The organism is Amycolatopsis roodepoortensis (assembly GCF_024628825.1).
Classification (GTDB): Bacteria; Actinomycetota; Actinomycetes; order Mycobacteriales; family Pseudonocardiaceae; genus Amycolatopsis; species Amycolatopsis roodepoortensis.
In genome coordinates, this window is record NZ_CP102415.1 from 2821854 (window position 1) to 2841587 (window position 19734).

Here is a 19734-nt window from a genome sequence, read left to right on the forward strand (position 1 = left end):
CCCCCGGCCCTCAGTCGCGGGTCAGCTTGCGATGGGTGACGCGGTGCGGACGAGCCGCCTCGGCACCGAGACGTTCGACCTTGTTCTTCTCGTAGCCCTCGAAGTTACCCTCGAACCAGAACCATTGCGAGGGGTTCTCGTCCGTGCCTTCCCAGGCGAGGATGTGCGTCGCGACCCGGTCGAGGAACCACCGGTCGTGCGAGATGACCACGGCGCAGCCGGGGAACTGTTCGAGAGCGTTCTCCAGCGAGCCAAGGGTCTCGACGTCCAGGTCGTTCGTCGGCTCGTCGAGCAGGATCAGGTTCCCGCCCTGCTTGAGGGTCAGCGCCAGGTTCAGCCGGTTGCGCTCACCACCGGAGAGCACGCCCGCCGGCTTCTGCTGGTCCGGCCCCTTGAAACCGAACGCGCTGACGTAGGCACGCGAGGGCATTTCGGTCTGCCCGACGTGGATGTAGTCCAGCTTGTCCGAAACCACCTCCCATACCGTCTTCTTCGGGTCGATCCCGCCGCGGTTCTGGTCCACATAGGACAGTTTGACCGTCTCGCCGATCTTGACCCGGCCGTCGTCCGGCTCCTCGAGCCCGACGATCGTCTTGAACAGGGTCGTCTTGCCGACACCGTTCGGGCCGATCACGCCGACGATGCCGTTGCGCGGCAGGTCGAACGACAGGCCGTCGATCAGCACGCGGTCGTCGAAACCCTTGCGCAGCTTCTCGACCTCGACGACCACGCTGCCCAGCCGGGGCCCCGGCGGGATCTGGATCTCTTCGAAGTCGAGCTTGCGGTGCTTGTCCGCCTCCGCCGCCATCTCCTCGTAGCGGTCGAGCCGGGACCGCGACTTGGTCTGGCGCGCCTTGGCGTTGGACCGGACCCATTCGAGTTCGGACTTCAGCCGCTTGGCGAGCTTGGCGTCCTTCTTGCCCTGGACCTCGAGGCGCTCGCGCTTCTTCTCCAGGTACGTGGAGTAGTTGCCCTCGTAGCCGACGACGCGGCCGCGGTCGAGCTCCATGATCCACTCGGCGACGTTGTCCAGGAAGTACCGGTCGTGGGTGACGGCCAGGACGGCGCCGGCGTAGTTCGCGAGGAACTGTTCCAGCCACAGCACGCTTTCGGCGTCCAGATGGTTGGTGGGCTCGTCGAGGAGCAGCAGGTCGGGCGCGGACAGGAGCAGCTTGCACAGCGCGACCCGGCGGCGCTCACCACCGGAGAGGTGGGTGACCGGCTCGTCCGGCGGCGGGCAGCGAAGCGCGTCCATGGCCTGCTCGACCGTGGAGTCGATCTCCCACGCGTCGGCGTGGTCGAGCTCCTCCTGGAGCTTGCCCATCTCCTCCATCAGCTCGTCGCTGTAGTCGGTCGCCATGAGCTCGGCGACCTCGTTGAAGCGGTTGAGCTTGACCTTGATGTCACCAAGGCCTTCTTCGACGTTTTCGCGGACGGTCTTTTCCTCGTTGAGCTCCGGCTCCTGCATGAGGATGCCGACGCTGGCGCCAGGCTGGAGGAAGGCTTCGCCGTTGCTGGCCTGCTCGATCCCCGCCATGATCTTCAGAACGGTGGACTTACCCGCGCCGTTCGGCCCCACCACGCCGATCTTGGCGCCGGGGTAGAACGCGGTGCTGACGTCGTCGAGGATGACCTTGTCCCCGACGGTCTTGCGCACCTTCTTCATGGTGTAGATGAACTCGGCCATGCAAACGATCGTAGAGCGAGGCGATCGCGGCCTTGACGGCGGTCACCACCGAGCTACCGACAGTCAGCCCGATATCACTGAGCGAGCATCGGAACCTCAGCCCACGGGTGCCTCCTCCAGCGCGGTGACCATGGGATTCCCCGCGGACGGCGGCAGCGGCGGGATCGCCCTGGGCCGATCCCGCCCGACCCGGTGGATCTCGGCCGAGCAGCGCGCGAGGTTGGGCCCGATGGAGAAGGCCTCAAGCTCAGGTAGACCCAGAGGTGCCGGGATCTCCTCCGCGGTCTCGGCGCCGCGCAGGCGCCCGGCCACGATCACCGGGTCTCCCTTGCTCAGGCAGGAGAACGCCGCCATCGCCAGCTTGCGCCAGCACGTGACCTTGACCGCGAGCTGGCGGCCCTCACCCCACTCCCCTCTTTCCTTGTCGTATCGGCGTTCGACACTCCGCAAGCCGAACGACACGACGTCGTGCCCGTGCACCCGCTCCGGATGGTGGACCGGTTCGCTGGTCAGGTTGCCGATCATGGTCACCCACGTTTCGCCCATCGCCATCACACTCGCCCTTCTCCTCGTTCCGGGACTCTCCCGGCGTTTCCCTTGAGCACAGATTGCCTCGGACTCAAGGGCGGAAAGGGACGAAAGCCGGATCTGTGGACAACTCCGGGCGTTGTGGGCTTCCTGTGGACAACTCGGGGCGGAGAAGGCCGGGCGGTCGGAGAGGTGTGGTAAGGCGGCGGTTCGGGCAGGTCACCGTTCGTCAGACCGACGACTAAGAGCCCTGCCCAGGCCCCCGGCCCTGATCCGCGAGTTTCTTCAGCATCGCGTTGTAGGCGTTCAGATCCGCGTCACCGGAGGCCTCTTCTCGGCGGTCCCGGCGCCGCGCCTCCCGCTCGTCCTGCCGCGCCCACTGCACCAGCAGCGCGACGAGCACCAGCAGCACCGGCAGCTCACCGGAAGCCCACGCGATCCCGCCGCCGAGCCGCTGGTCGGTCAGGAGATCGGTGACCCACGGCAGTTTCAGCCCGCGGTAGAAGTCCTGCCCGAGCACGGTCTGCATGCTCATCAAGGCGATCCCGAAGAACGCGTGGAACGGCATGGCGGCGAACATCATCCCCAGCCGTCCCAGCGGCGGGAGCCGTCTCGGCGCCGGGTCGACCCCGATCACCGGCCAGTAGAAGACGTACCCGGCGAGCAGGAAGTGCGCGTTCATCGCCAGATGCGCCCAGTGGTAGTTCAGCGCCGAATCGAACAGGCCCGAGAAGTACAGGCCGTAGAAGGAACCGACGAACAGCAGCAGCGCGACGATCGGATGGGTCAGGAACCGCGAAAGCGGCGAGTGCACGAAGGCGAGCAGCCATTCACGCGGTCCGGGCGGGGCGTCCTTGCCCGCCGTGGGCAGCGCGCGCAGCGCCAGCGTCACGGGCCCGCCGAGCACGAACAGCACCGGCGCCACCATGGAAAGCAACATGTGGTTGCCCATGTGCACGCTGAACATCGCGGGCGCGTACCGGCCGATACCGGACGACGTCGCGATCAGCAGCACGAAACAGCCCGCGAGCCACGCGATCGTCCGGCCGGTTGCCCACGTGTCGCCGCGGCGCCGCAACCGCCGGACCCCGGCGAGGTACAGCCCCGCGAGAACGAGCGCGAGGGTGCCGTAGACGAGGTCGAACCGCCAGTCCGTGAGCAGCCGGAAGACGGTCGGCGGACCGTAGAGGTCGTATCCGATCAGCAGTTCCGTCGTCGACGGCTGGGTCAGCGATTCCTGCGGCGGCGGGGTCTTCGCGAGACCTGTGGCGATGCCGATCGTGACGAACATGATCAGCACCTCGACCGCGGCGAGCCGCAGCAGCTGACCACCGCCGGCACCGTTCACCAGCCCGGCGACGCCCTTCTGCCGTTGCTGATGACCGAAGACACCGAGCAGCAGCAACGCGACGACCTTCGCGACCACCAGCAGGCCGTAGTCGGTGGTGAACAGGTCGGCGATCCTGATCCGCACCAGCGCGTTCACGATGCCGGAGACCGCCATCACGATCCAGCAGACCAGCGCGAGCTTGGAGAACCGCGTGGCGGCGAGCTTGAGGTTCTCGCCGCGGCGCCAGCCGAGCGCCAGCAGCGCGACCAGCCCGCCGACCCACAACGCGGCGGCGACCAGGTGGTACAGCAGGCTGTTGGTCGCCATGTCGTGCGAGCCGCCGCTCGCGGAGTGCCCGGTGACCGCGACCGGGACCAGGCCGCCGACGGATAGGAAGAAGACCACCGTCGTCCAGCCCCAGGTCAGCGCGAGACGGCAGCCGAGCGCGACGAGCAGCGCGATCAACGCGGTGAACAGCCAGGCCTTCGGCTGCTCGATCGCGTCGACGAGGTCGACCAGCACCTGCGGCGAGAGCACCTCGGTGAACGGGCGGCCCGCGCCGTCGGCCGCGGAGAAGAAGATCGACGCGGTGGCCGCGAAGAACCAGACCCACGCCGCGAAGCCGGCGACGCGGATGGCCGCGTAACCGTCGGCGGCAAGCGTGCCGGACTTCTGCGGCGGGACGAGGAACGCGGCCAGCAGCAGCGAACCCACGCACAGCACCGAAGCCGCCTCGGCCAGCACCCGGACGACGGTGATGCCGTAGCGGGTCACCAGGCCCGGGTCCGGGAGTCCGGCGATGACGTAACCGGCGCCACCGGTCAGCGCGACCAGGCCGACGGCCACCACCGCGGCCAGGAGCGCCCCGATCGACACCAGCGGCAGGACACCGGCCTTCCGTGCGGGTGGGGCCGGTTTCGTCTCGGGGTCTGAAGGCACGTCACGAGGGTATGCCGAACGCGCAACCGGCAAGATGGCGGCGTGCGGATCATCCTGCTGAGGCATGCCGAGTCGCTCGGCAACGTCGACGAGCTCGCCTACACCCGGATCCCCGACCACGCCCTGCCGCTGACCGACGCCGGTCGTGAGCAGGCGAAGCTGGCGGGCCCGGAGCTCAAGGAGGTCCTCGGCGGCCATCGGACGGCCGTCTACGTCAGCCCCTATCTGCGTACGCGGGAAACGTTGCGGCTACTGGACATCCGGGACACCTGCGAGCGGATCGTGCCGGAGCCGCGGCTGCGGGAACAGGACTGGGGCAACCTCCAGGACCCGCTGGAGCAGGAGGTCCAGAAACAACGCCGCCACGAGTTCGGGCACTTCTTCTACCGGCTCCCGTTCGGCGAGTCGGGGGCGGACGTCGACGACCGGGTCGCGGCGTTCCTCAGCGAGCTGGCGGCGTGCGGCGAAGATCACCCCGAAACCGTGCTGGTCGTCTCACACGGGCTCACCATCCGCTTGCTGTGCCGGCGGCTCTTCGGCTGGAGCATCGAGCTGTTCGAGTCCCTGTCCAACCCGAAGACCTGCGAGTACCGCGTCGTGGAGCGGGTGGACGGCAAGTGGTCGCTGGACCGTCCGTTCCTCCAGTGGCGGGACTCACCCGACGGGGAGACTCAGGGCTGAGGGGGCGAGGAGCACCACCCTCGTTCCCAGGCCCGGGCTGGATTCGATCCGCGCGAAACCGCCGATCTCCGCCATCCGCGCGATGATCGAGTTCTCGAGGCCGAAGCCGCGCCGCCGGTCGCCGACGTCGAAACCGGTGCCGTGGTCGCGCACCGTCAGCGAAACCCCGCCGCTGATCTCTTCGACGCTCACCACGGCCCGCCTGGTCCCGGAGTGCTTCAGCGTGTTGCGCAGCGCTTCCCTGGCGGAGTCGTGCAGCGCCATGGCCGCCTCCTCCGAAAGCTCCGGCGCGGCGTCGTCCTGAACGACGACCTCGGCGCGCAGCCCCTCCGCGGCCATTTCGGCGGCGAGCAGCCGTAACCGCTGATGCAGCCCGATCCCTTCGGTGGATTCGTGTTCGAGGCTGATCCGGATGCGCATCGCCTGGGCGCGCGCGGTCCGGCGGACGCGGTCGAGGCAGGCCGCCGGGTCGACTTCGTCGGCGGGCGCCGGGATCGCGAACGACTCCATCACCTGCAGGACGGTGTCGTGGACGTCGCGGCGGTGCCGTTCGCGTTCCGCCGCCCGGCCCTGCTGCTCCCCGAATCCGACCGCGAACCGCATCGACGCGCCGACCAGTCCGGCGACCGCGAGGGACACCACCAGCGCGGTCGCGAGCGTGAGCAGGAGACCGAGCGAGGAGGCCGGGTCCAGCAGCGTGTGCGGGACCACCGCGGCCACGATGGCCAGCGCTCCGGCCGCCGCTCCGCGCAGCAGGGCCCAGATCATCACCGTGCCCATCAGGTGGGTCCAGGTGATCGACGTGATCGCGGTGTCCTGCGCGAACGGCGCGGCCCCGAAGACGAAGAGCACGGCGAACGCGCTGTCCACCAACGGAACCAGCCTCGTCCCGGCCGCGGACCAGCGGAAGATCCAGACGGCCGCGACGATGTTGGGCACCAGATGCAGCGCCACGAACGTCCACAGCACCGACGACCCCGCACCCGCCGCCCACAGCGCCTGCACCAGCATCGCCAGCCGGAACGCCACCGGGACCCCGGTAAGCCAGGGCACCGTGGTCCGCACCAGCCGAGCCGGGATACCTCCGCCACCCCCGAGCATCAGCGCCTCCCAGGATTAGCCTTGCTGAAACAGCGACCGAAGCGCATTCATTTCAGTTTACCGAGGTGCCAGCTTGCCCGGGGTCCGGCGGAGATGTCAACGGGCGACGGGTTCGCCCACCTCCTCCCGTTTCCCCGCCCGCGCCGCGGCCACCGCGGACGGCACGATCAGCGCGGCGGTCAGCCCGACGAACAGGAACGACACCGAAAGCGACGTCACCTGCGCGATCCCGCCGATCAGCGGCGGCCCGGCGAGGAAACCGGTGTAGGCGATCGCCGTGACGAAGGCCAGTTCGCGCTCGCCCCCCGTTCCGTCGGCGCGTTTGCCCGACGCGCCCGCGAGGCTCAAGGCGATCGGGAAGGCCGCGGCGAGCCCGGCACCCGCCAGCGCGAAACCGACGAACCCGAACACCGGAACGTGGGCCAGCGCGGCGAGCACGAGGCCCGCCGCCGCGATCCCGGCACCCACCGCCAACGCACGCGTCGGGCCGAAACGGTTCTGAAGCCAGGCACCCGCGAGCCTGGCGAGCGCCATGGCCAGGGCGAACCCCGAGTACGCGAAGGCGGCAGCGCCCTCGCCGACCCCGTGCACGGACGTCATCAGCAACGCCGACCAGTCCGAACTCGCGCCCTCCGCGATCGCCGAGAACAGCGCGATGGCGGCGAGCAGCCAGAGGACGGGACGTTTGATCGGCGCCACTCGCGGCTTCTCGACGGGTTCGGCGTGTTCGGGTCGCGCGCCGGGCACGGCGGCGATGACGACGGCGAGCACCACCAGAGCGGCCAGCGCGGCGACCGTGAGATGCCTCCCCGGCGACCACTGGTGCGACGCGGCGAACCCCGCGGCGACGGAGCCCGCCAACGCCCCGAAGCTGAACCCGGCGTGCAGTATCGGCATGATCGCGCGCCCGGACCGGCGCTCCACCTCGACTCCGGCGACGTTCATCGCCACGTCGAGCGCGCCGACGCTCGCCCCGAGGACGAACAACGCCCCGGCGAGCAGGACGACCGACGTCGCGAAGCCGATCATCGGCAACGCCGCACAGGCGATGATCGTGCTGCCCGCGACCACCGCGCGGGCGCCGTACCGCTCGATCAGCCGCCCCGAAACCGACGCCGCGATCAACATGCCGACGCTGGCGCCCAGCAGGGCGAGCCCGAAGACACCCGGAGAGGCGTCCACCCTTTCCGACAACGCCGGCGTCCGCGGCGCCCAGGAGCCGAGCGCGGCCCCGTTGAGCGCGAACACGACGAAAACGGCCGTACGGTCACGCATAGACCCCAGTCTCCTTTCGATTCCTCTTCCCCCAGAATGACTTAAGCGCTTCAGAAAGTCCACCGGCCCCGGCCGGGACTAGACTGCGGCGGTGACCAGCACGCGACGGCGAAGGCCGACGTTGGACGATGTCGCCGACGCCGTCGGGGTGTCCCGCGCGACCGTTTCCAACGCCTACAACCGGCCCGACCAGCTGTCCGCCCAGCTGCGGGAAGAGGTGCTTCGCGCGGCCAAGAAGATCGGGTACGCCGGGCCGAATCCGACCGCCCGCAGCCTCGCCACCAGCCGCACCGGCGCGATCGCCGTCCTGCTCGACACGAATCTTTCGACGGCGTTCTCGGATCCCGCGTTGTCGGTCACCCTCGACGCGCTCTCGACCGTCGTCGACCCCGAGGGGCACGCCCTTCTGCTGCTGCCCGGCGATGGCGAGAGCGGCGGCCCGCGCGCGGAGCGGATCCTGACCGCGCAGGCCGACATCGCGGTGGCGTATTCGCTGGCCGACGGCGCCCCGGCGCTGACCGCGGTCCGGGACCGGGGCCTGCCGCTGGTGGTGATCGACCAGCCGCATATCCGCGGTTCGGCGAGGATCGGCGTCGCGGACCGGGCCGGAGCGGCCGCCGCGGCGCGGCACCTGGTGGAGCTCGGGCACCGGCGGATCGGGATCTTCTCGGCGCAATGCCTCTCGGCTCCGCGCGGCGGCGAACTGAGCGTGGCCGAGGCCGGGAACAGCCGGTTCCACGACAACCGCGAACGGATGGCCGGCTACCTGGAGACGCTGGCCGAGGCGGGGATCCCGGCGGCGGACGTGCCGATCTGGGAGGCGTCCGGACTGTCGGTCGAAGCAGCTCTCCCGAGCGCTTTCGGCCTGCTGGACCGGCGGCCACGGCCGACGGCGCTGCTGTGCATGTCGGATCTGCTCGCCCTTGCGGCGATTTCGGCCGCCAGGCAGCTCGGCCTGTCGGTCCCGGGTGACCTTTCGGTCGTGGGCTACGACGACGTCTCCCCCGCCCGGTGGTCCGAACCACCGCTGACGACGGTCCGGCAGGACCTCGCCGCCAAGGGACGGGCGGCGGGCGAACTGGTGCTGGGCCTGCTGCGCGGGGAGAAGGCCCCCGCGCCCGCCGAGGTACCCACCGAACTGGTCGTCCGGGACTCCACCGCGCCCGCGTAGCAGCCGATTCCGGCACGCGCAAGGCGCCCCGGCGATATGTGGACAACTCGCCCCGATCGAGCGGCGCACAACTACTTATCCACAGAAGTAGAAATGCGGGCAGACAAACCCTTCCCCGCGCGCCATCGTGGAATCACACATTCACCGACGGCCATAGAGCCGCCGATTCCCGGGGGAGAACCCAGCCATGCAACGACGTTTGACGAACCTGCGCGCCCGCCTCCCGCACGTCCTCCTGCTGGCCATGTTCGGCCTGCTGACCAGCACTGGAGTCGCGAGCGCCACCACCGCGCCGCCGGAACCCGCCTGCCAGAAGGGCGAGTTCTGCGTCTGGGGCGCGGAATCGTACGGCGGCGCGGTGCACAAATTCGACCTGCGCACCGCCAATCCCGACGAATGCATTCCCTTACCCGAAGGCTTCGGCGGGCATTCGTTCGTCAACCGGCTGAGCCGGGACGTGACGATTTATCAGAGCGAGGAGTGCACCACGGAGGGAGATTTCATCACCTATCCGGGTGGCGGCACCTACGTACCCCAGGGCCCGTTCGTGATCCGCGCCCTCAAGATCTGGGACTGACCACCCCGGCGGTTCGTGCCGGTCGCTCGCGGACGAGTCGACTCGCGACCTGCGCGAACCCAGGGGCCGCTCCCCCGAAGCGGCCCCGGCCCGTGAGCGCGTCACCCCGCGTCGTGACGCGCTCACGGGCGTTCCAAAAAAGGGTGGGCTCGACCTGAAACGATCTGGCGGTGTCGAACGATCGACAGGTTGGCGACGGCTAAGCTGCCGATGCTGGGCGACACCCAACGTCGCCGACGTCGGCCCTCGTAGCTCAGCTGGATAGAGCAAGAGCCTTCTAATCTCTAGGTCGCAGGTTCAAGTCCTGCCGGGGGCACGTCGCGCCTGGTCACACGCACTGTGTGGCCCGGCAACTTGGACGCAGTTCGGTCCGAGGGATCACAAACGGATCACTTTGGATCCGCGCGAGGTCCAAGCGGTCCGCGCCGCTGGGGCATCTCCGGATGCCCCGGCGCCGGCCGCGGCCCGGGTCTGGGCGCTACGGGCCGGGCTCGTCTTCCTGACCGTCCGGGTCGTCAGCGTGGTCATGCTCACCGCGATGGCTGCCCAGCGCGGGCTGCCCGTCGTCGACCGGCTCACCGCCTGGGACGGGCAGTGGTACCTGCAGCTGGCCGAGCACGGCTACCGCGGCATGACGGGGACGCTGGACGCGGCCGGGCAGCCGTACGCGGACGCGCCGCTGGGCTTCTTTCCCTTGTATCCGTGGACGATCAACGTGCTAGGCCAGTTGGGCGTACCGCTCGTCGTGGCCGGGCTGATCGTGTCGACCGTCGCCGGGATCGCCGCGGCGGTCGGGCTGCAGCGGATCGGCCGGCTCGTCGGCGGGGACCGCGTCGGCCTGGTGCTCGTCGCACTGTGGGCCGGGGCGCCGATGGCGATCACCCAGAGCATGGTCTACACCGAATCGTTGTTCGTCGCGTTCGCCGCCTGGGCGCTCGTCGGTTTGCTCGAGCGACGGTGGGCACTGGCCGGGCTGTGCGTGCTGTTCGGCGGCGCCGTCCGCTCGACCGCCGTCGTGCTGATCGCGGTCGTGGCGATCGCCGCGGTGGTCGCCGTCGCGCGGCGCGCGGACGACCGGTGGCCGGCGGTCCGCTGGGCGGCCGTCGCGCCGCTCGGGCTGCTGGGGTGGTGGGGATACGTCGCGGCACGGACGGGCAGCCTGACGGGCTGGCAGGACGTCGAGCTGCGCGGGTGGGGTGTGCGGTGGGACGGCGGCCGCGAAGCCGTCGAGTACGTCGGCCGGATCCTCACGAGCGAACCCAGCCCGTTCGAGCTCCTGGTGGTGATCGTGACGCTCGGCGCCGTCGCGCTGGGCGTCCTGACGATCAGCCGGGTGCCGTGGCCGCTCGCGGCCTACGGGATCGGGGTCCTGGCCCTCGCCGTCGGCACGGCCGGCTTCCCGTTCATGCGCGCGAGATTCCTTCTGCCGGCCTTCGCCCTGCTGCTGCCCATCGCGATCGGACTCGCCAAGCGCCGCACGGCGACGGCGGTCGCCGTCACCGCGGTGTTCGTCCTCGCGGGCTGCTGGTACTCGGCGTACTCGCTCACCGTGTGGCGGTACGGCATCTAGCCGAGGCCAACGGGGAACTTCCCCCACCAAGATCCAACCCTCAGGAGGCGACAGTGAGGATCCGTGTCGAAGGCACGACGGCCGAGACCGAGAGGGCCGCGGAACTGCTAGCCGAAGTGTTCGAGGTCCGCGAGGTCAGCAGCTTCTACCCGAACCGCGGCCGCTCGACCCTCGGCCGGGTCTACGTCGACGTCGAGTTCGGGACTTCGGGCCGCCCGGTTCGAGCAACGGCAACTCGGGTCGACCGCGTCGAACACAGCGGCCGCCAGTTCGAAAGCGACAGACGACGGCAGCTGCGATAGGACCAGCGGGTGCCCTGGGCCCGGTCCGTCCGGGCACCCGCCGTCAGCCGTCGATCCTGGGCAGCCTGAGCAGCAACGTGCGCGCGTCGTCGCCCTCGGCCGCGACGTCCCACGCCGCCGACAGGAACCGGTTGTATGGCTGGACGTCGTCGACGTCGGTCGTGACTATCTCGGTGTGGAAGGTCTCGACGCCCAGTGCGGAGTCGTCGAACGACCAGAAGCCGTTCAGCGGCGGGAACTGAAGGCGTACGCCCAGCGGCACGATCCCGAACCGGACGGTCGGCAGCGCGGTGGCGGCCACCAGGCGGTCGATCTGGCCGGCCATCACGTCGGCGTCGGCGAGCGGGTTCCGTAGCGCCGCCTCGGTCATCAGCAGCTGGACGTTCTTGGTGCTGTCGTAGAGCACGGCCTGGCGTTGCATGCGTGCAGCGACGGCGGCCGCGACGTCGCGGCCGCCGTCCTTCAACTCGGCCATGCTCCGGAAGACAGCTTCCGCGTAGGCGGGTGTCTGCACGAGGCCGGGCACGATCCACGATTCGAATACGACGATCTTGGCGGCCTTGGCCTCGGCCTCAGCGAACGACCACTGGACGCTTTCGTGGCCGCGGCGCAGGCGTGCCCGCCACCGTGCATCGTCCAGCCGGATCGCCCGGAGCTCGGCGCGCAGCTCGTCGACGACGTCCGCGGGCACGTCGAGAATCGTCGCCCAGTGCGTCAGGTCCGGATCGGAGATCAGCGACTGGCCGCGCTCGATCCGCGAGATCTTTGATCGCTGCCAGCCTGCAGCGTCGGCGAAGTCCTTCGCGGTCATCCGTACCTTGCGGATCTGCTGCAGCCGGTCGCCGAACTCCAGACGACGGTCGGACGGATCGGTCATGGACTCCTCTTGGCGGGCTCAAAAAGTTCGGCGTGGCGCACCGCCACGGGCCATACGGTGTCACGCCACCGGCGGTGATCGTCGACCACCACCGGATCGTCGGTCACCTCGGCACCGGCGGCCCCGCGCTCGTCGAAGTGCATGATCGCCACCCGCTCGTCGTCGAGAATGTAGAAGTCGTGCCGCGGTGCGCCGAGCTCGCGCGCCTCGGTCTCGCCAATCCAGCGGATATCCTCGCCCGCCGCGATGTTCAGGTGTGTCATGGCCGCGAGCCACTGCAGGTACTCGGTCAGTGGGTCGGTCAGCATCCGTACCCGCTCGAACCGCTTGCCCTCGGCGCGCTGCCGCCGGATCTGGGCGAACCACGGTTCGACGAATGCGAAGTCGGGCCGCCCCTCCCGCCACGCCTGGATCGGCCCTTGTTCCTCGGGTTCGTGGTAGGTGCCCTGGCATTCCCACCGCCACGCGCTGGTCTTGAAGGTGCGCAGCAGGTCGGCGAACTCGGCGCCGCGGTTCACCCAGGTCATGACCGCGTGATCGTCGCGGCGAGTGCGGCCGCGTTGCCTGCCGCGGCCGGGTCGACCAGGAACACCGGCCGATCCTCGCGCGCGAAGGCCAGCTGTTCGAGCGCGGCGACGTCGACGAACGGCAGCAGTTCGGCCGGGACCTCGACCGCGCTTTCGTAGGACGGGATGCCGTTCCCGCGCGCCCGCATGATGGCCAGCGCCAGCGGGTCGGTCACGGTCGTCCCTTGGATCACGAGGGTTTTTCGCTTGGTCACGAACAACGTCGGGCAGGTACCACTGGCCGAGCTGGTGGTGGCGAACGCCATGAACGGGCGGGGATCTTGCAACATTTTGCCTCCTGAGTCGGATCGAAACCTCATCCTCTCCAGGATTTCGCGCAACTCGCCGCCGCCAACCGGGTGATGATCAAGGCATTGCGATCACGTTCCGTCACACAAGTGCGCGCATTCGGATGAAACAACAGGATTTTGCGCAATTTTCCTAGCGAGCCTCCGCCGCGTGAGCGACCATCACGGAGATGGCAGCACGGCGGACACCCGATCGACGAGTGACGCTTGTCGACCACGACGGCCGCCTGGTCCCCGTGGTCACCAAGATCGTTCGACACGACTCCGGGGCTGCCGTCGCGGCGATCACTTTCGACGACCGCGAGGCCGTACTAGACCTCCGGACCGCGTCACTGCTGATCGCCAACGTCCGGCAAACGATGCTCGATCTTGTGGCGATCGAGAAAGACGACGGGGAGCAGCGATGACGCAGGACACGCCCCACGACACGATGACCGGCTGGCACAAGTCGACGTACACGCACTGGGAGGAAAACGCGTGCGTGGAGGTCGGCGCCGGCGGCGACAAGGTCGGGATCAGGGACACGAAGCAGTGGGCGATCCCGAACCAGGACCGGCCGGTCCTGGTACTCGACGCCGCCGCGTTCGGCGGGCTGCTCGATCACCTGAAGGCGTCACAACCATGAGCGGCGACGTGGCGCAGCCGTACATGGCGACGAGCGTGCAGGAGATGGTGCAGGGACTGTTGCTGGGCCGGTGGCTGGTGGCGCGCTGGGAGCATCTGGGGCCGGACGAGGACCTGGGTGGCTGGACGAGGACGCTCGCCGCGGCGTGCCAGGCGGCCGACGTCGACATGGTCGCGGTGCCGCTCGCCCGCAAGTCCATGACCCTGGTGTGGAACGCGGCTCTGCCGTGCCCGACGCGGGAACAGGTGGAGGACTCGATCCGCGCGGCTGACCGCGCGCGGTGGCTCGGCCACCCGATCGGTACGAAGCTCGCGGTTGAGACGAAGCAGTCGGTTCTGCTGTGACGCGGCGCCGCCGCACGGGATGGGGCGGGGTGTTCGCCGCGCTGCTGGTCGCTCTGGTGGTCGCGGTCGCTCTCGCCGTCCCGTTGTTCACCGGCGGCTGCTGACCGCGTCCCCCCAAGTTCCTGGCCGACGTGCCTTCCCCTTCGCTCGGCACGTCGGCCGGGGTTCCAAGCTCCCGCCGCCTTGGGGCATGCGATTGGCGGCGGGCGCCGGGGGCGGGGTTTGCACGGGATCCCCCCGCCCCCGGCATCTCTTGTCCGCACACCGAGAACAGGAAAGTGAGCTTGCCCGCCTTGGCATACAACGAGCTTTGGACAGAAGAGAACGTGAAAAAGGTGGAGGAACGCGACAAACAGCGACAGGAAGAAAACGAACAGAGTGAAGGCTAATCCTGACGGTACGTCGCGCGACGGCAACTACACCGACGAGGACAAAGAGTCGTACCGCAAGAGCTACGGCGAAGAGTTGCCCGACCTGCCCTGCGAGTGCGGCACCAAGAACTGTGATGGGAGTTGCCCGTGATCATCGACTGGTGGAACGTCGGATAGTCGCGGACGAGGCGTCGGCCGCCGGCCGCGCGCTTGCGGTAGCCCGCTCGAACGGCGAAGGCCCCCGTACCCGCCTGGGTGCGGGGGCCTTCGCCGGTCTCAGTCTCGACGGGCGGCGTCGCGGGCGACGTGCTGTTCGTGCTCCACGACCCGCTCCAGTTCTTCCGGTGTCTGTTCGACGGTGCGCAGCCAGGCGTCCAGGGTCGGGCGGGTGGTGCCGAGGTCGGCCGCGGCCTTGATCTTGTCGTACCCGGCGCGGACGGCGATCGCGGCGGATACGCGGGCGCCGGCCTTTTCCTGGGCCAGTTGCTGTTCCGCCTTGGCGACGCGCGCGGCCCAGTACTTGAGCGTCTGCGCGTGTTCGATATCGCTGGTCATCGGTGATGCCTTCCTGTCGTCTGCCTGCACGGCGACCCTACCGTCGACAATCCGATCTGTAAATTGGCTTTACATCCCGTCCCCTCGTGATGTAAAGTGACTTTACACGGAAGGAACGAATTGATGGGAGCAACGAATTGACTGACCATTACTACAGCGCCGATTACCCGGCCCCCGGCGCCCTCGACGACGCGGGACTATATGAGCGGGTCGCGGACCTGCAGCTGCAGATGGACGCGCCCGACGACGGGATGACCGACGGGGCCGAGGTGTCCGAGCTACTGGCCGATGCGATGGCCGAGACCGAGACGCGGGCGATCGCAATGGACGTACAGCGCGAGATCTTCGGGCATGACGATCACGAACTGTGGATCATGCTGGACGCGGCGGCGGCGTTCGACGGGCCGCGTGCCGCGATCGCGGCGCGGGCGATCGCGGCGACGCTGACCGATCGACTGATCGAGCAGTACCGGGTCTTCACGGCTGGGCTGGACCTGACCCGGCAGAACCTGCGTCGCACGCCGCCGATGTGCGCGACCACCGGCGCCCGGGTCTTTCGTGATCTCGCGCGGCTGCACGGTCCGGACCGGGCGGCCGAGCTCATGAACGCGAAGGCGCCGTTCTACCGGCAGCTCGTCGCGACGTGGCGCGGCAGCTGGAAGGCGGCGCACTGATGGCGACCGAGGAAGAGCAGCGCGCGGCACGCGCGCCCGCGCTGTGCTCGATGACCGAGCGGGCGCTGGGGAACATCCTGGACGCGCGGCGCGGTAGCCCGCATGTGCAGGACGTCCGCGACGAGCTGCACCGGCGGGCACTGCTCGACGAGCTCGACCGGCGGCGACCCCCAGCGGACGAGTACCGGGGCGGGACGCGGCCGTGGCGGATCCTGCGGGGTGCGCGGTCGGGCCACCTGACGGCGAACTACACCAGCAGGGAGCGTCGCGACGAGATGGCGCAGCACTTCGCCAACTGCGACGGCGAAGCGGTGTTCACCGAACGGATGGTCGACGGCCAGTGGTGGATGGACGGATCCGTGCCGCCCATCCTCCCACGCAACAGTGGTCCAGGTCACCTCTAAATCCTAGAACTTTGTCGTCTATTTCTGCTAAGCTATCGGTACAACTTCAGAGAGGAGGTGAGAACGAATGAATGAGCTGGGTAGCGCGATCTTGAACGCGATGCGCGACCAGGGCTGGATGGTCACCTTCCAGGGCCCGGTCGTGGCGGCCTTCCCGCACGGCGGGGAGATCGTGGTACTGCCGCTGGTGCTCTTCACCGAGGTGGACGAACAGCGCTTGAGGATCATCCTCATGTCGCTGATCGTGGTTCACGGCCTGCAGTGGCCGTGGCCGCCGGACCACCGACCGGAGATCAACGGCGAAGTGCCCATCACTGAGTGATCGCAAGGCGGGCCGGGGGTGTGGATACCACCCCCGGCCCGCCGACCCAGGATAGACCCGGCTCAATCCTTGAAATTCTTCACTGGATAGCCCAGGATGGACGACATGACTACCTGGAATCTTGGCCTGACGGCCACCCTGGACCACGCCCCTGGCGAGGACACGGCCTACGCCGTCGCCCGCGGCGCCGCCGGCCACGACTTTGACCTGCTGCTGGTGTCGGTGCACGAGCTCCGCCTGGCCGTGCGTGTGACGACCGAGCACGACGGGATCCCCGCGCTCGACGAGCTCCAGGCGCGGCTCGTCGACGCGCTCGCCGCGGCCGGCTTCACCGTGACCCGGTGGGAGGCGGGCGAGGCCTTGACAGTGGAGGAAACTGAGCGGCGCCTGGCGGCCGCGAGCACGCCGCGGCTGGTGTCCGCGGCCGAGTTCGCCGACCTGTGCGGCGTCTCGCCGAAACGGATCTACGAGCTCGAGACCGAGCGCCGCACGGCGGCCGAGGCGGGCAAGCCGCACCCGTTCCCCACCCCGATGGCGCGGGGCGTGTGGCTGCGCGCTGCAGCCGAGCAGTACGCCCGGACCCGCAACACCAAGGCGGGACGGCCACCGAAGACCGAGACGTCGTAAGCGGCGACAGCCGGACCAGACACGCGAAAAGGTCCCCGCACCCGGATGGGTGCGGGGACCTTTGCTTGGGGCCGCAAGGGGGTAGAGACGGCCCCAGTCCAGGGGGCGCGGCTAGTCGGCCGGGCCGTTGCGACGGCGGATGCCGTCGCGCAGGCTGTCAAGCAACGCATCGGACGGGCCGCCGGGCGGCCGGGTCAGGTCGACCGTCACCGTCCCCGGCCGCTGGGTGAACGTCCCGTACGTCGGGACCTTCGCCGAGCCGAGGAACACCCGGGTGAGCCAGTCCGGCAAGTGCCGTTCCGCGCGCCGCAGAAGCGCGTAGACGGCCGCGAGCACCACGGGGAACACCACGGCCTCCCCTGCCCCGGCCACCGCGGTGGTGACCGTGTCAGGCAGGCCGAGGGACACCAGCCACGCGACCAGCCCGGCCCACAGGCCCGGCACGACGGTGCGCAGCCACGACGTCAGCTGCGCGTTCACTGGCCGGTTCCCTTTTTCAGCAGGGCCAGGATCTCGTCGAGCTTGGCCGCCTGTGCGGCGCTGGCCTTCTCCAGCTCGGCGATCTTCCGGCCCTGGACGATCACGTTTTCGTCGATGCCGGTCACGAAATCGTTGATCGGGGCCTTCACGTGCGGGTACACCCGCGACTGCTGGCCCTCGACCAGGTCGGCGTACAGCGGGGCGATCCGCCCGAGCATGCCCGCGAGCGCCTGCGCCACGGTCACCTCCGAGCCGTCCCACAGCTTGAGCTTGTCGTTGAGGCTCACGTCCTCGAATCCCTTCCCTGTGGTGTCCCCACCGCCGGCGGCGGTGAGCTTGTGAAGCACGGCGGCGCACCGGGATTCCGGCGCGACGATCTCGAAGTGCATGGGGTCCTTGCGCCCCACGTAATCGCCGCCCCAGCGCACACAGCCTTCGGTCCGCGCGACGATCGCGCGAATGGCCGCGATCTGCGCCTTGCTGAAGGTGGCGGCCGGGTCGGTGCCGAGCGGGTGCCGGACAGCGTTCGCGTCGGCCGCGGTGCCCGAGGCGTGGTTGGACAACACGGTCCCGCCACGGATGGGGCGTTCCGCGTAGCCCCAGTCGTCGAGCTGCCCGGCGTCCAGGTCTTCCACCCGCGCGTCGAACTGGCCGAGGACCCACAGCAGCAGATCACCGGCGGGCCCAGTCCGTAGCCGGATCTTCCGGTTCGTCCCCGGGATCGTGCGGACGGAGGTCAGATTCACGTCGTTGGCGCTGTACCCGTTCTGAGATCTGGCCATCAGGGTGTCCCTTCGGTCGTGGGCGGCGGCGTGGTCGTCGTCGTGGTGTTGGGGTAGGTCTCGACGACGCAGGTGTAGACGTCGGCGGTGCCGCCGTCGTCGGTCGTGATGGACAGCTGCGCGAAGACGCCGCCCTTGGGGCACAGGGCATTCGGGTTGTCGCGCAAGTACGCGGCGAACTCGGCGCGGATCTGCTCGGCGGTGGGCGGCGGGCCGGGCTCGCCGCGCGGGCCGGGCTCGCCCGGCTTCCCCGGCTGGCCGGGCTGCCCGGGTTCGCCCGGTGGCCCCGGCGGGGGCGGGCTCGTCGCCAGGTACCCGGCGAGCGCGGTCGAAATCTGCAGCGGCGTCGGGCCCGGCGCGCTGATCGGGTTCGCGGCGAAGAACTGGGCGACCGCGGCGCCGAGCTCAGCCGCGGTGGGCCGCACGTCCGGCAGCGACGCCAGCACCCGGGCGGCCGCCCCGGCCACGATCACGTCGGTGTCGGGTGCCTGGCCCGGCTGCGGGATCGGCACCGGCGGTTGACCGCGCGCCGCCAGCTCGGCGTTCGCGCGGTCCCCGGCGGCTTTCGCCTCGGTGGCCTGGGTGCGCAGCACCGACACCGCGGCGTCGGTGGAGGCCTGCGTGTCGTACAGCCCGGACAACCCCCACACCGACACCCCGGACACCACCAGCGACAGCACCGCCACCGCGACCGCGATCTTGGGCCAGGTGTGCCGCCACACCTCGCGCCGCGCGGACTCGTCGGCGCCCGCCCGCACGAGCGCCAGGCCCTCGTCAAGCTGTTCGTCACGCGTCATCGCGGCAGCCTCCCGTCCCAGCCCCGGGCGTAGAGCTCCTTCTCCAGGCGCGCGATCCGCTCGCGAAGCTCGTCGTTGTCCTGCTCGGCCTCGTCCAGTGCCTTCTGCGTGGCGTTGCGCCATTCCCGCAAGATCGCCTCACCGGCGTTGACCTTCTCCACGGCGGCCGGCGGATCGGCCGCGGCCTTGCCCGCGATCCGGCCCTTGGCCTTCTCGACCCACACCGGGGACCTGGCGGCCACGTAGGCGACCAGGAACGCGACCAGTGACGTGATGGCGTACACGTACCACGGGCTTCCCGGCGGAATCGCGTCAGCAGCAGCAAGGGACACCGCACCCCCTTAGTCCGAAGTGGACGAACATGTCACGGGCCCTTTCGGTAGATCGTGATGCCGGTGACCAGGTCCGCGCCCTGTTCGTGGATCGCATCGGTACCGGGCGCGGAGTAGGCGTAGCCGCGGATGGTTCCCCCGGCCGGGATCCGCTTACCCGAGATCGAGCACGACACGTTCACCACACCGGTTTCCGAACTCTTGATCCAGATTTCCGTTGGCACACCGGTGATGAAGCAGTAGTGCCCGCCGGACGCGGTGCCACTGAATCGCACGCCCAGGGAAATGTCGTAGATCCCGCCCCGGGTCACGGTGAACACCCCGGCGCTATGGGTGATTCCCGCGATCTGGGCGCCCGGGAACGGTGTCCAGTTGTCGATCAGCGTCGGTGTGCCGATTGGCTTGTTCGCCGCGATCGTCCATTCGCCCTGCTCGATTCCCGGCGTGATGTTGTTCAGCGCCTCCGCAGTCAGATCCTGGCCAGCAAGAAACGGCATGCTTTCCCCCCT

Annotated in this window: 26 protein-coding genes and 1 tRNA gene; 13 read left to right on the forward strand and 14 right to left on the reverse strand. The window is 69.4% G+C overall.

The genetic code is table 11. The features are described from left to right. Positions 1 to 10: 10 nt before the first annotated feature. From ettA to NQK81_RS13145, 3 genes are all read right to left on the reverse strand, one after another. Positions 11 to 1687 (reverse strand): energy-dependent translational throttle protein EttA, encoded by a 1677-nt coding sequence (ettA, locus tag NQK81_RS13135; RefSeq protein ID WP_125676410.1) that lies wholly within the window; start codon positions 1685 to 1687, stop codon positions 11 to 13. A gap of 96 nt (positions 1688 to 1783) precedes the next feature. Next, the gene (locus NQK81_RS13140) at positions 1784 to 2233 is read right to left on the reverse strand and encodes a single-stranded DNA-binding protein (RefSeq protein ID WP_257488401.1); all 450 of its coding nucleotides are present in this window, start codon (positions 2231 to 2233) and stop codon (positions 1784 to 1786) included. Between the two features lie 223 nt (positions 2234 to 2456). Further along, positions 2457 to 4484: a bifunctional copper resistance protein CopD/cytochrome c oxidase assembly protein gene (locus NQK81_RS13145; protein WP_257488402.1), complete on the reverse strand. Its 2028-nt coding sequence runs from the start codon at positions 4482 to 4484 to the stop codon at positions 2457 to 2459. Between the two features lie 42 nt (positions 4485 to 4526). On the opposite strand from NQK81_RS13145, the gene NQK81_RS13150 reads away from it, so the two are divergent. After that, positions 4527 to 5165, forward strand: coding sequence for a histidine phosphatase family protein (locus tag NQK81_RS13150; protein ID WP_257488403.1), 639 nt, complete (start codon positions 4527 to 4529; stop codon positions 5163 to 5165). Here NQK81_RS13150 and NQK81_RS13155 read toward each other — a convergent pair. Both NQK81_RS13155 and NQK81_RS13160 read right to left on the reverse strand, forming a co-directional pair. Beyond that, positions 5139 to 6266 (reverse strand): sensor histidine kinase, encoded by a 1128-nt coding sequence (locus tag NQK81_RS13155; protein WP_257488404.1) that lies wholly within the window; start codon positions 6264 to 6266, stop codon positions 5139 to 5141. The genes NQK81_RS13150 and NQK81_RS13155 overlap by 27 nt on opposite strands. Before the next feature lie 96 nt (positions 6267 to 6362). Continuing rightward, positions 6363 to 7541 carry an MFS transporter gene (locus tag NQK81_RS13160; protein WP_257488405.1) on the reverse strand — a complete coding sequence of 393 codons (1179 nt, stop codon included), beginning with the start codon at positions 7539 to 7541 and terminating at the stop codon, positions 6363 to 6365. A 121-nt stretch (positions 7542 to 7662) separates the two neighbouring features. Between NQK81_RS13160 and NQK81_RS13165 the strand changes: the two genes are divergently transcribed. The 5 genes from NQK81_RS13165 (at position 7663) to NQK81_RS13185 (ending at position 11161) form a co-directional block, all read left to right on the forward strand. Beyond that, positions 7663 to 8712, forward strand: coding sequence for a LacI family DNA-binding transcriptional regulator (locus tag NQK81_RS13165; protein WP_257489748.1), 1050 nt, complete (start codon positions 7663 to 7665; stop codon positions 8710 to 8712). Between the two features lie 187 nt (positions 8713 to 8899). After that, positions 8900 to 9289: a peptidase inhibitor family I36 protein gene (locus NQK81_RS13170; protein WP_257488406.1), complete on the forward strand. Its 390-nt coding sequence runs from the start codon at positions 8900 to 8902 to the stop codon at positions 9287 to 9289. 242 nt (positions 9290 to 9531) lie between these two features. Beyond that, positions 9532 to 9605, forward strand: a tRNA-Arg gene (locus NQK81_RS13175). Positions 9606 to 9683: 78 nt separating this feature from the next. Then, entirely contained in the window at positions 9684 to 10859 is a 1176-nt protein-coding gene (locus tag NQK81_RS13180) for a putative hexosyltransferase (RefSeq protein WP_257488407.1), read from the forward strand. 53 nt (positions 10860 to 10912) lie between these two features. Next, the gene (locus NQK81_RS13185; RefSeq protein WP_257488408.1) at positions 10913 to 11161 is read left to right on the forward strand and encodes a hypothetical protein; all 249 of its coding nucleotides are present in this window, start codon (positions 10913 to 10915) and stop codon (positions 11159 to 11161) included. 43 nt (positions 11162 to 11204) lie between these two features. Here NQK81_RS13185 and NQK81_RS13190 read toward each other — a convergent pair whose 3' ends face one another. The 3 genes from NQK81_RS13190 to NQK81_RS13200 are packed head-to-tail and all read right to left on the reverse strand — an operon-like array spanning position 11205 to position 12894. Next, a complete protein-coding gene (locus NQK81_RS13190; protein ID WP_257488409.1) occupies positions 11205 to 12038 on the reverse strand; it encodes a helix-turn-helix domain-containing protein in 834 nt (277 codons plus the stop codon). Further along, positions 12035 to 12565 (reverse strand): DUF6879 family protein, encoded by a 531-nt coding sequence (locus NQK81_RS13195; RefSeq protein WP_257488410.1) that lies wholly within the window; start codon positions 12563 to 12565, stop codon positions 12035 to 12037. Before NQK81_RS13195 ends, NQK81_RS13190 begins: the two co-directional genes overlap by 4 nt. Continuing rightward, positions 12562 to 12894 (reverse strand): hypothetical protein, encoded by a 333-nt coding sequence (locus tag NQK81_RS13200; protein WP_257488411.1) that lies wholly within the window; start codon positions 12892 to 12894, stop codon positions 12562 to 12564. The genes NQK81_RS13195 and NQK81_RS13200 overlap by 4 nt, the downstream gene beginning before the upstream one ends. A gap of 218 nt (positions 12895 to 13112) precedes the next feature. Here NQK81_RS13200 and NQK81_RS13205 point away from each other — a divergent pair, with 218 nt between their 5' ends. From NQK81_RS13205 to NQK81_RS13215, 3 genes are read left to right on the forward strand one after another with little or no spacing between them, the layout of a single operon-like run. Then, positions 13113 to 13319, forward strand: coding sequence for a hypothetical protein (locus tag NQK81_RS13205; RefSeq protein WP_257488412.1), 207 nt, complete (start codon positions 13113 to 13115; stop codon positions 13317 to 13319). Continuing rightward, a complete protein-coding gene (locus NQK81_RS13210; protein ID WP_257488413.1) occupies positions 13316 to 13537 on the forward strand; it encodes a DUF397 domain-containing protein in 222 nt (73 codons plus the stop codon). The genes NQK81_RS13205 and NQK81_RS13210 overlap by 4 nt, the downstream gene beginning before the upstream one ends. Beyond that, positions 13534 to 13881: a hypothetical protein gene (locus NQK81_RS13215; RefSeq protein WP_257488414.1), complete on the forward strand. Its 348-nt coding sequence runs from the start codon at positions 13534 to 13536 to the stop codon at positions 13879 to 13881. The genes NQK81_RS13210 and NQK81_RS13215 overlap by 4 nt, the downstream gene beginning before the upstream one ends. A gap of 647 nt (positions 13882 to 14528) precedes the next feature. Here the strand turns inward: NQK81_RS13215 and NQK81_RS13220 are convergent. Then, positions 14529 to 14807, reverse strand: coding sequence for a hypothetical protein (locus tag NQK81_RS13220; RefSeq protein WP_257488415.1), 279 nt, complete (start codon positions 14805 to 14807; stop codon positions 14529 to 14531). 137 nt (positions 14808 to 14944) lie between these two features. Here NQK81_RS13220 and NQK81_RS13225 point away from each other — a divergent pair, with 137 nt between their 5' ends. From NQK81_RS13225 to NQK81_RS13240, 4 genes are all read left to right on the forward strand, one after another. Beyond that, the gene (locus tag NQK81_RS13225) at positions 14945 to 15481 is read left to right on the forward strand and encodes a hypothetical protein (RefSeq protein ID WP_257488416.1); all 537 of its coding nucleotides are present in this window, start codon (positions 14945 to 14947) and stop codon (positions 15479 to 15481) included. Next, the gene (locus tag NQK81_RS13230; protein ID WP_257488417.1) at positions 15481 to 15885 is read left to right on the forward strand and encodes a hypothetical protein; all 405 of its coding nucleotides are present in this window, start codon (positions 15481 to 15483) and stop codon (positions 15883 to 15885) included. The genes NQK81_RS13225 and NQK81_RS13230 overlap by 1 nt, the downstream gene beginning before the upstream one ends. Before the next feature lie 67 nt (positions 15886 to 15952). Then, entirely contained in the window at positions 15953 to 16207 is a 255-nt protein-coding gene (locus tag NQK81_RS13235; RefSeq protein ID WP_257488418.1) for a hypothetical protein, read from the forward strand. A 105-nt stretch (positions 16208 to 16312) separates the two neighbouring features. After that, on the forward strand, positions 16313 to 16834 hold the full coding sequence (locus NQK81_RS13240) for a hypothetical protein (protein WP_257488419.1): 522 nt from the start codon (positions 16313 to 16315) through the stop codon (positions 16832 to 16834). Positions 16835 to 16945: 111 nt separating this feature from the next. Here the strand turns inward: NQK81_RS13240 and NQK81_RS13245 are convergent, their stop codons facing one another. From NQK81_RS13245 to NQK81_RS13265, 5 genes are read right to left on the reverse strand one after another with little or no spacing between them, the layout of a single operon-like run. Then, positions 16946 to 17314: a hypothetical protein gene (locus NQK81_RS13245; protein ID WP_257488420.1), complete on the reverse strand. Its 369-nt coding sequence runs from the start codon at positions 17312 to 17314 to the stop codon at positions 16946 to 16948. Next, positions 17311 to 18096 (reverse strand): M15 family metallopeptidase, encoded by a 786-nt coding sequence (locus tag NQK81_RS13250; protein ID WP_257488421.1) that lies wholly within the window; start codon positions 18094 to 18096, stop codon positions 17311 to 17313. Before NQK81_RS13250 ends, NQK81_RS13245 begins: the two co-directional genes overlap by 4 nt. Then, the gene (locus tag NQK81_RS13255) at positions 18096 to 18893 is read right to left on the reverse strand and encodes a hypothetical protein (protein WP_257488422.1); all 798 of its coding nucleotides are present in this window, start codon (positions 18891 to 18893) and stop codon (positions 18096 to 18098) included. Before NQK81_RS13255 ends, NQK81_RS13250 begins: the two co-directional genes overlap by 1 nt. Beyond that, positions 18890 to 19225 (reverse strand): hypothetical protein, encoded by a 336-nt coding sequence (locus tag NQK81_RS13260; RefSeq protein WP_257488423.1) that lies wholly within the window; start codon positions 19223 to 19225, stop codon positions 18890 to 18892. Before NQK81_RS13260 ends, NQK81_RS13255 begins: the two co-directional genes overlap by 4 nt. A gap of 32 nt (positions 19226 to 19257) precedes the next feature. Beyond that, on the reverse strand, positions 19258 to 19722 hold the full coding sequence (locus NQK81_RS13265; protein WP_257488424.1) for a hypothetical protein: 465 nt from the start codon (positions 19720 to 19722) through the stop codon (positions 19258 to 19260). Between the last annotated feature and the right edge of the window lie 12 nt (positions 19723 to 19734).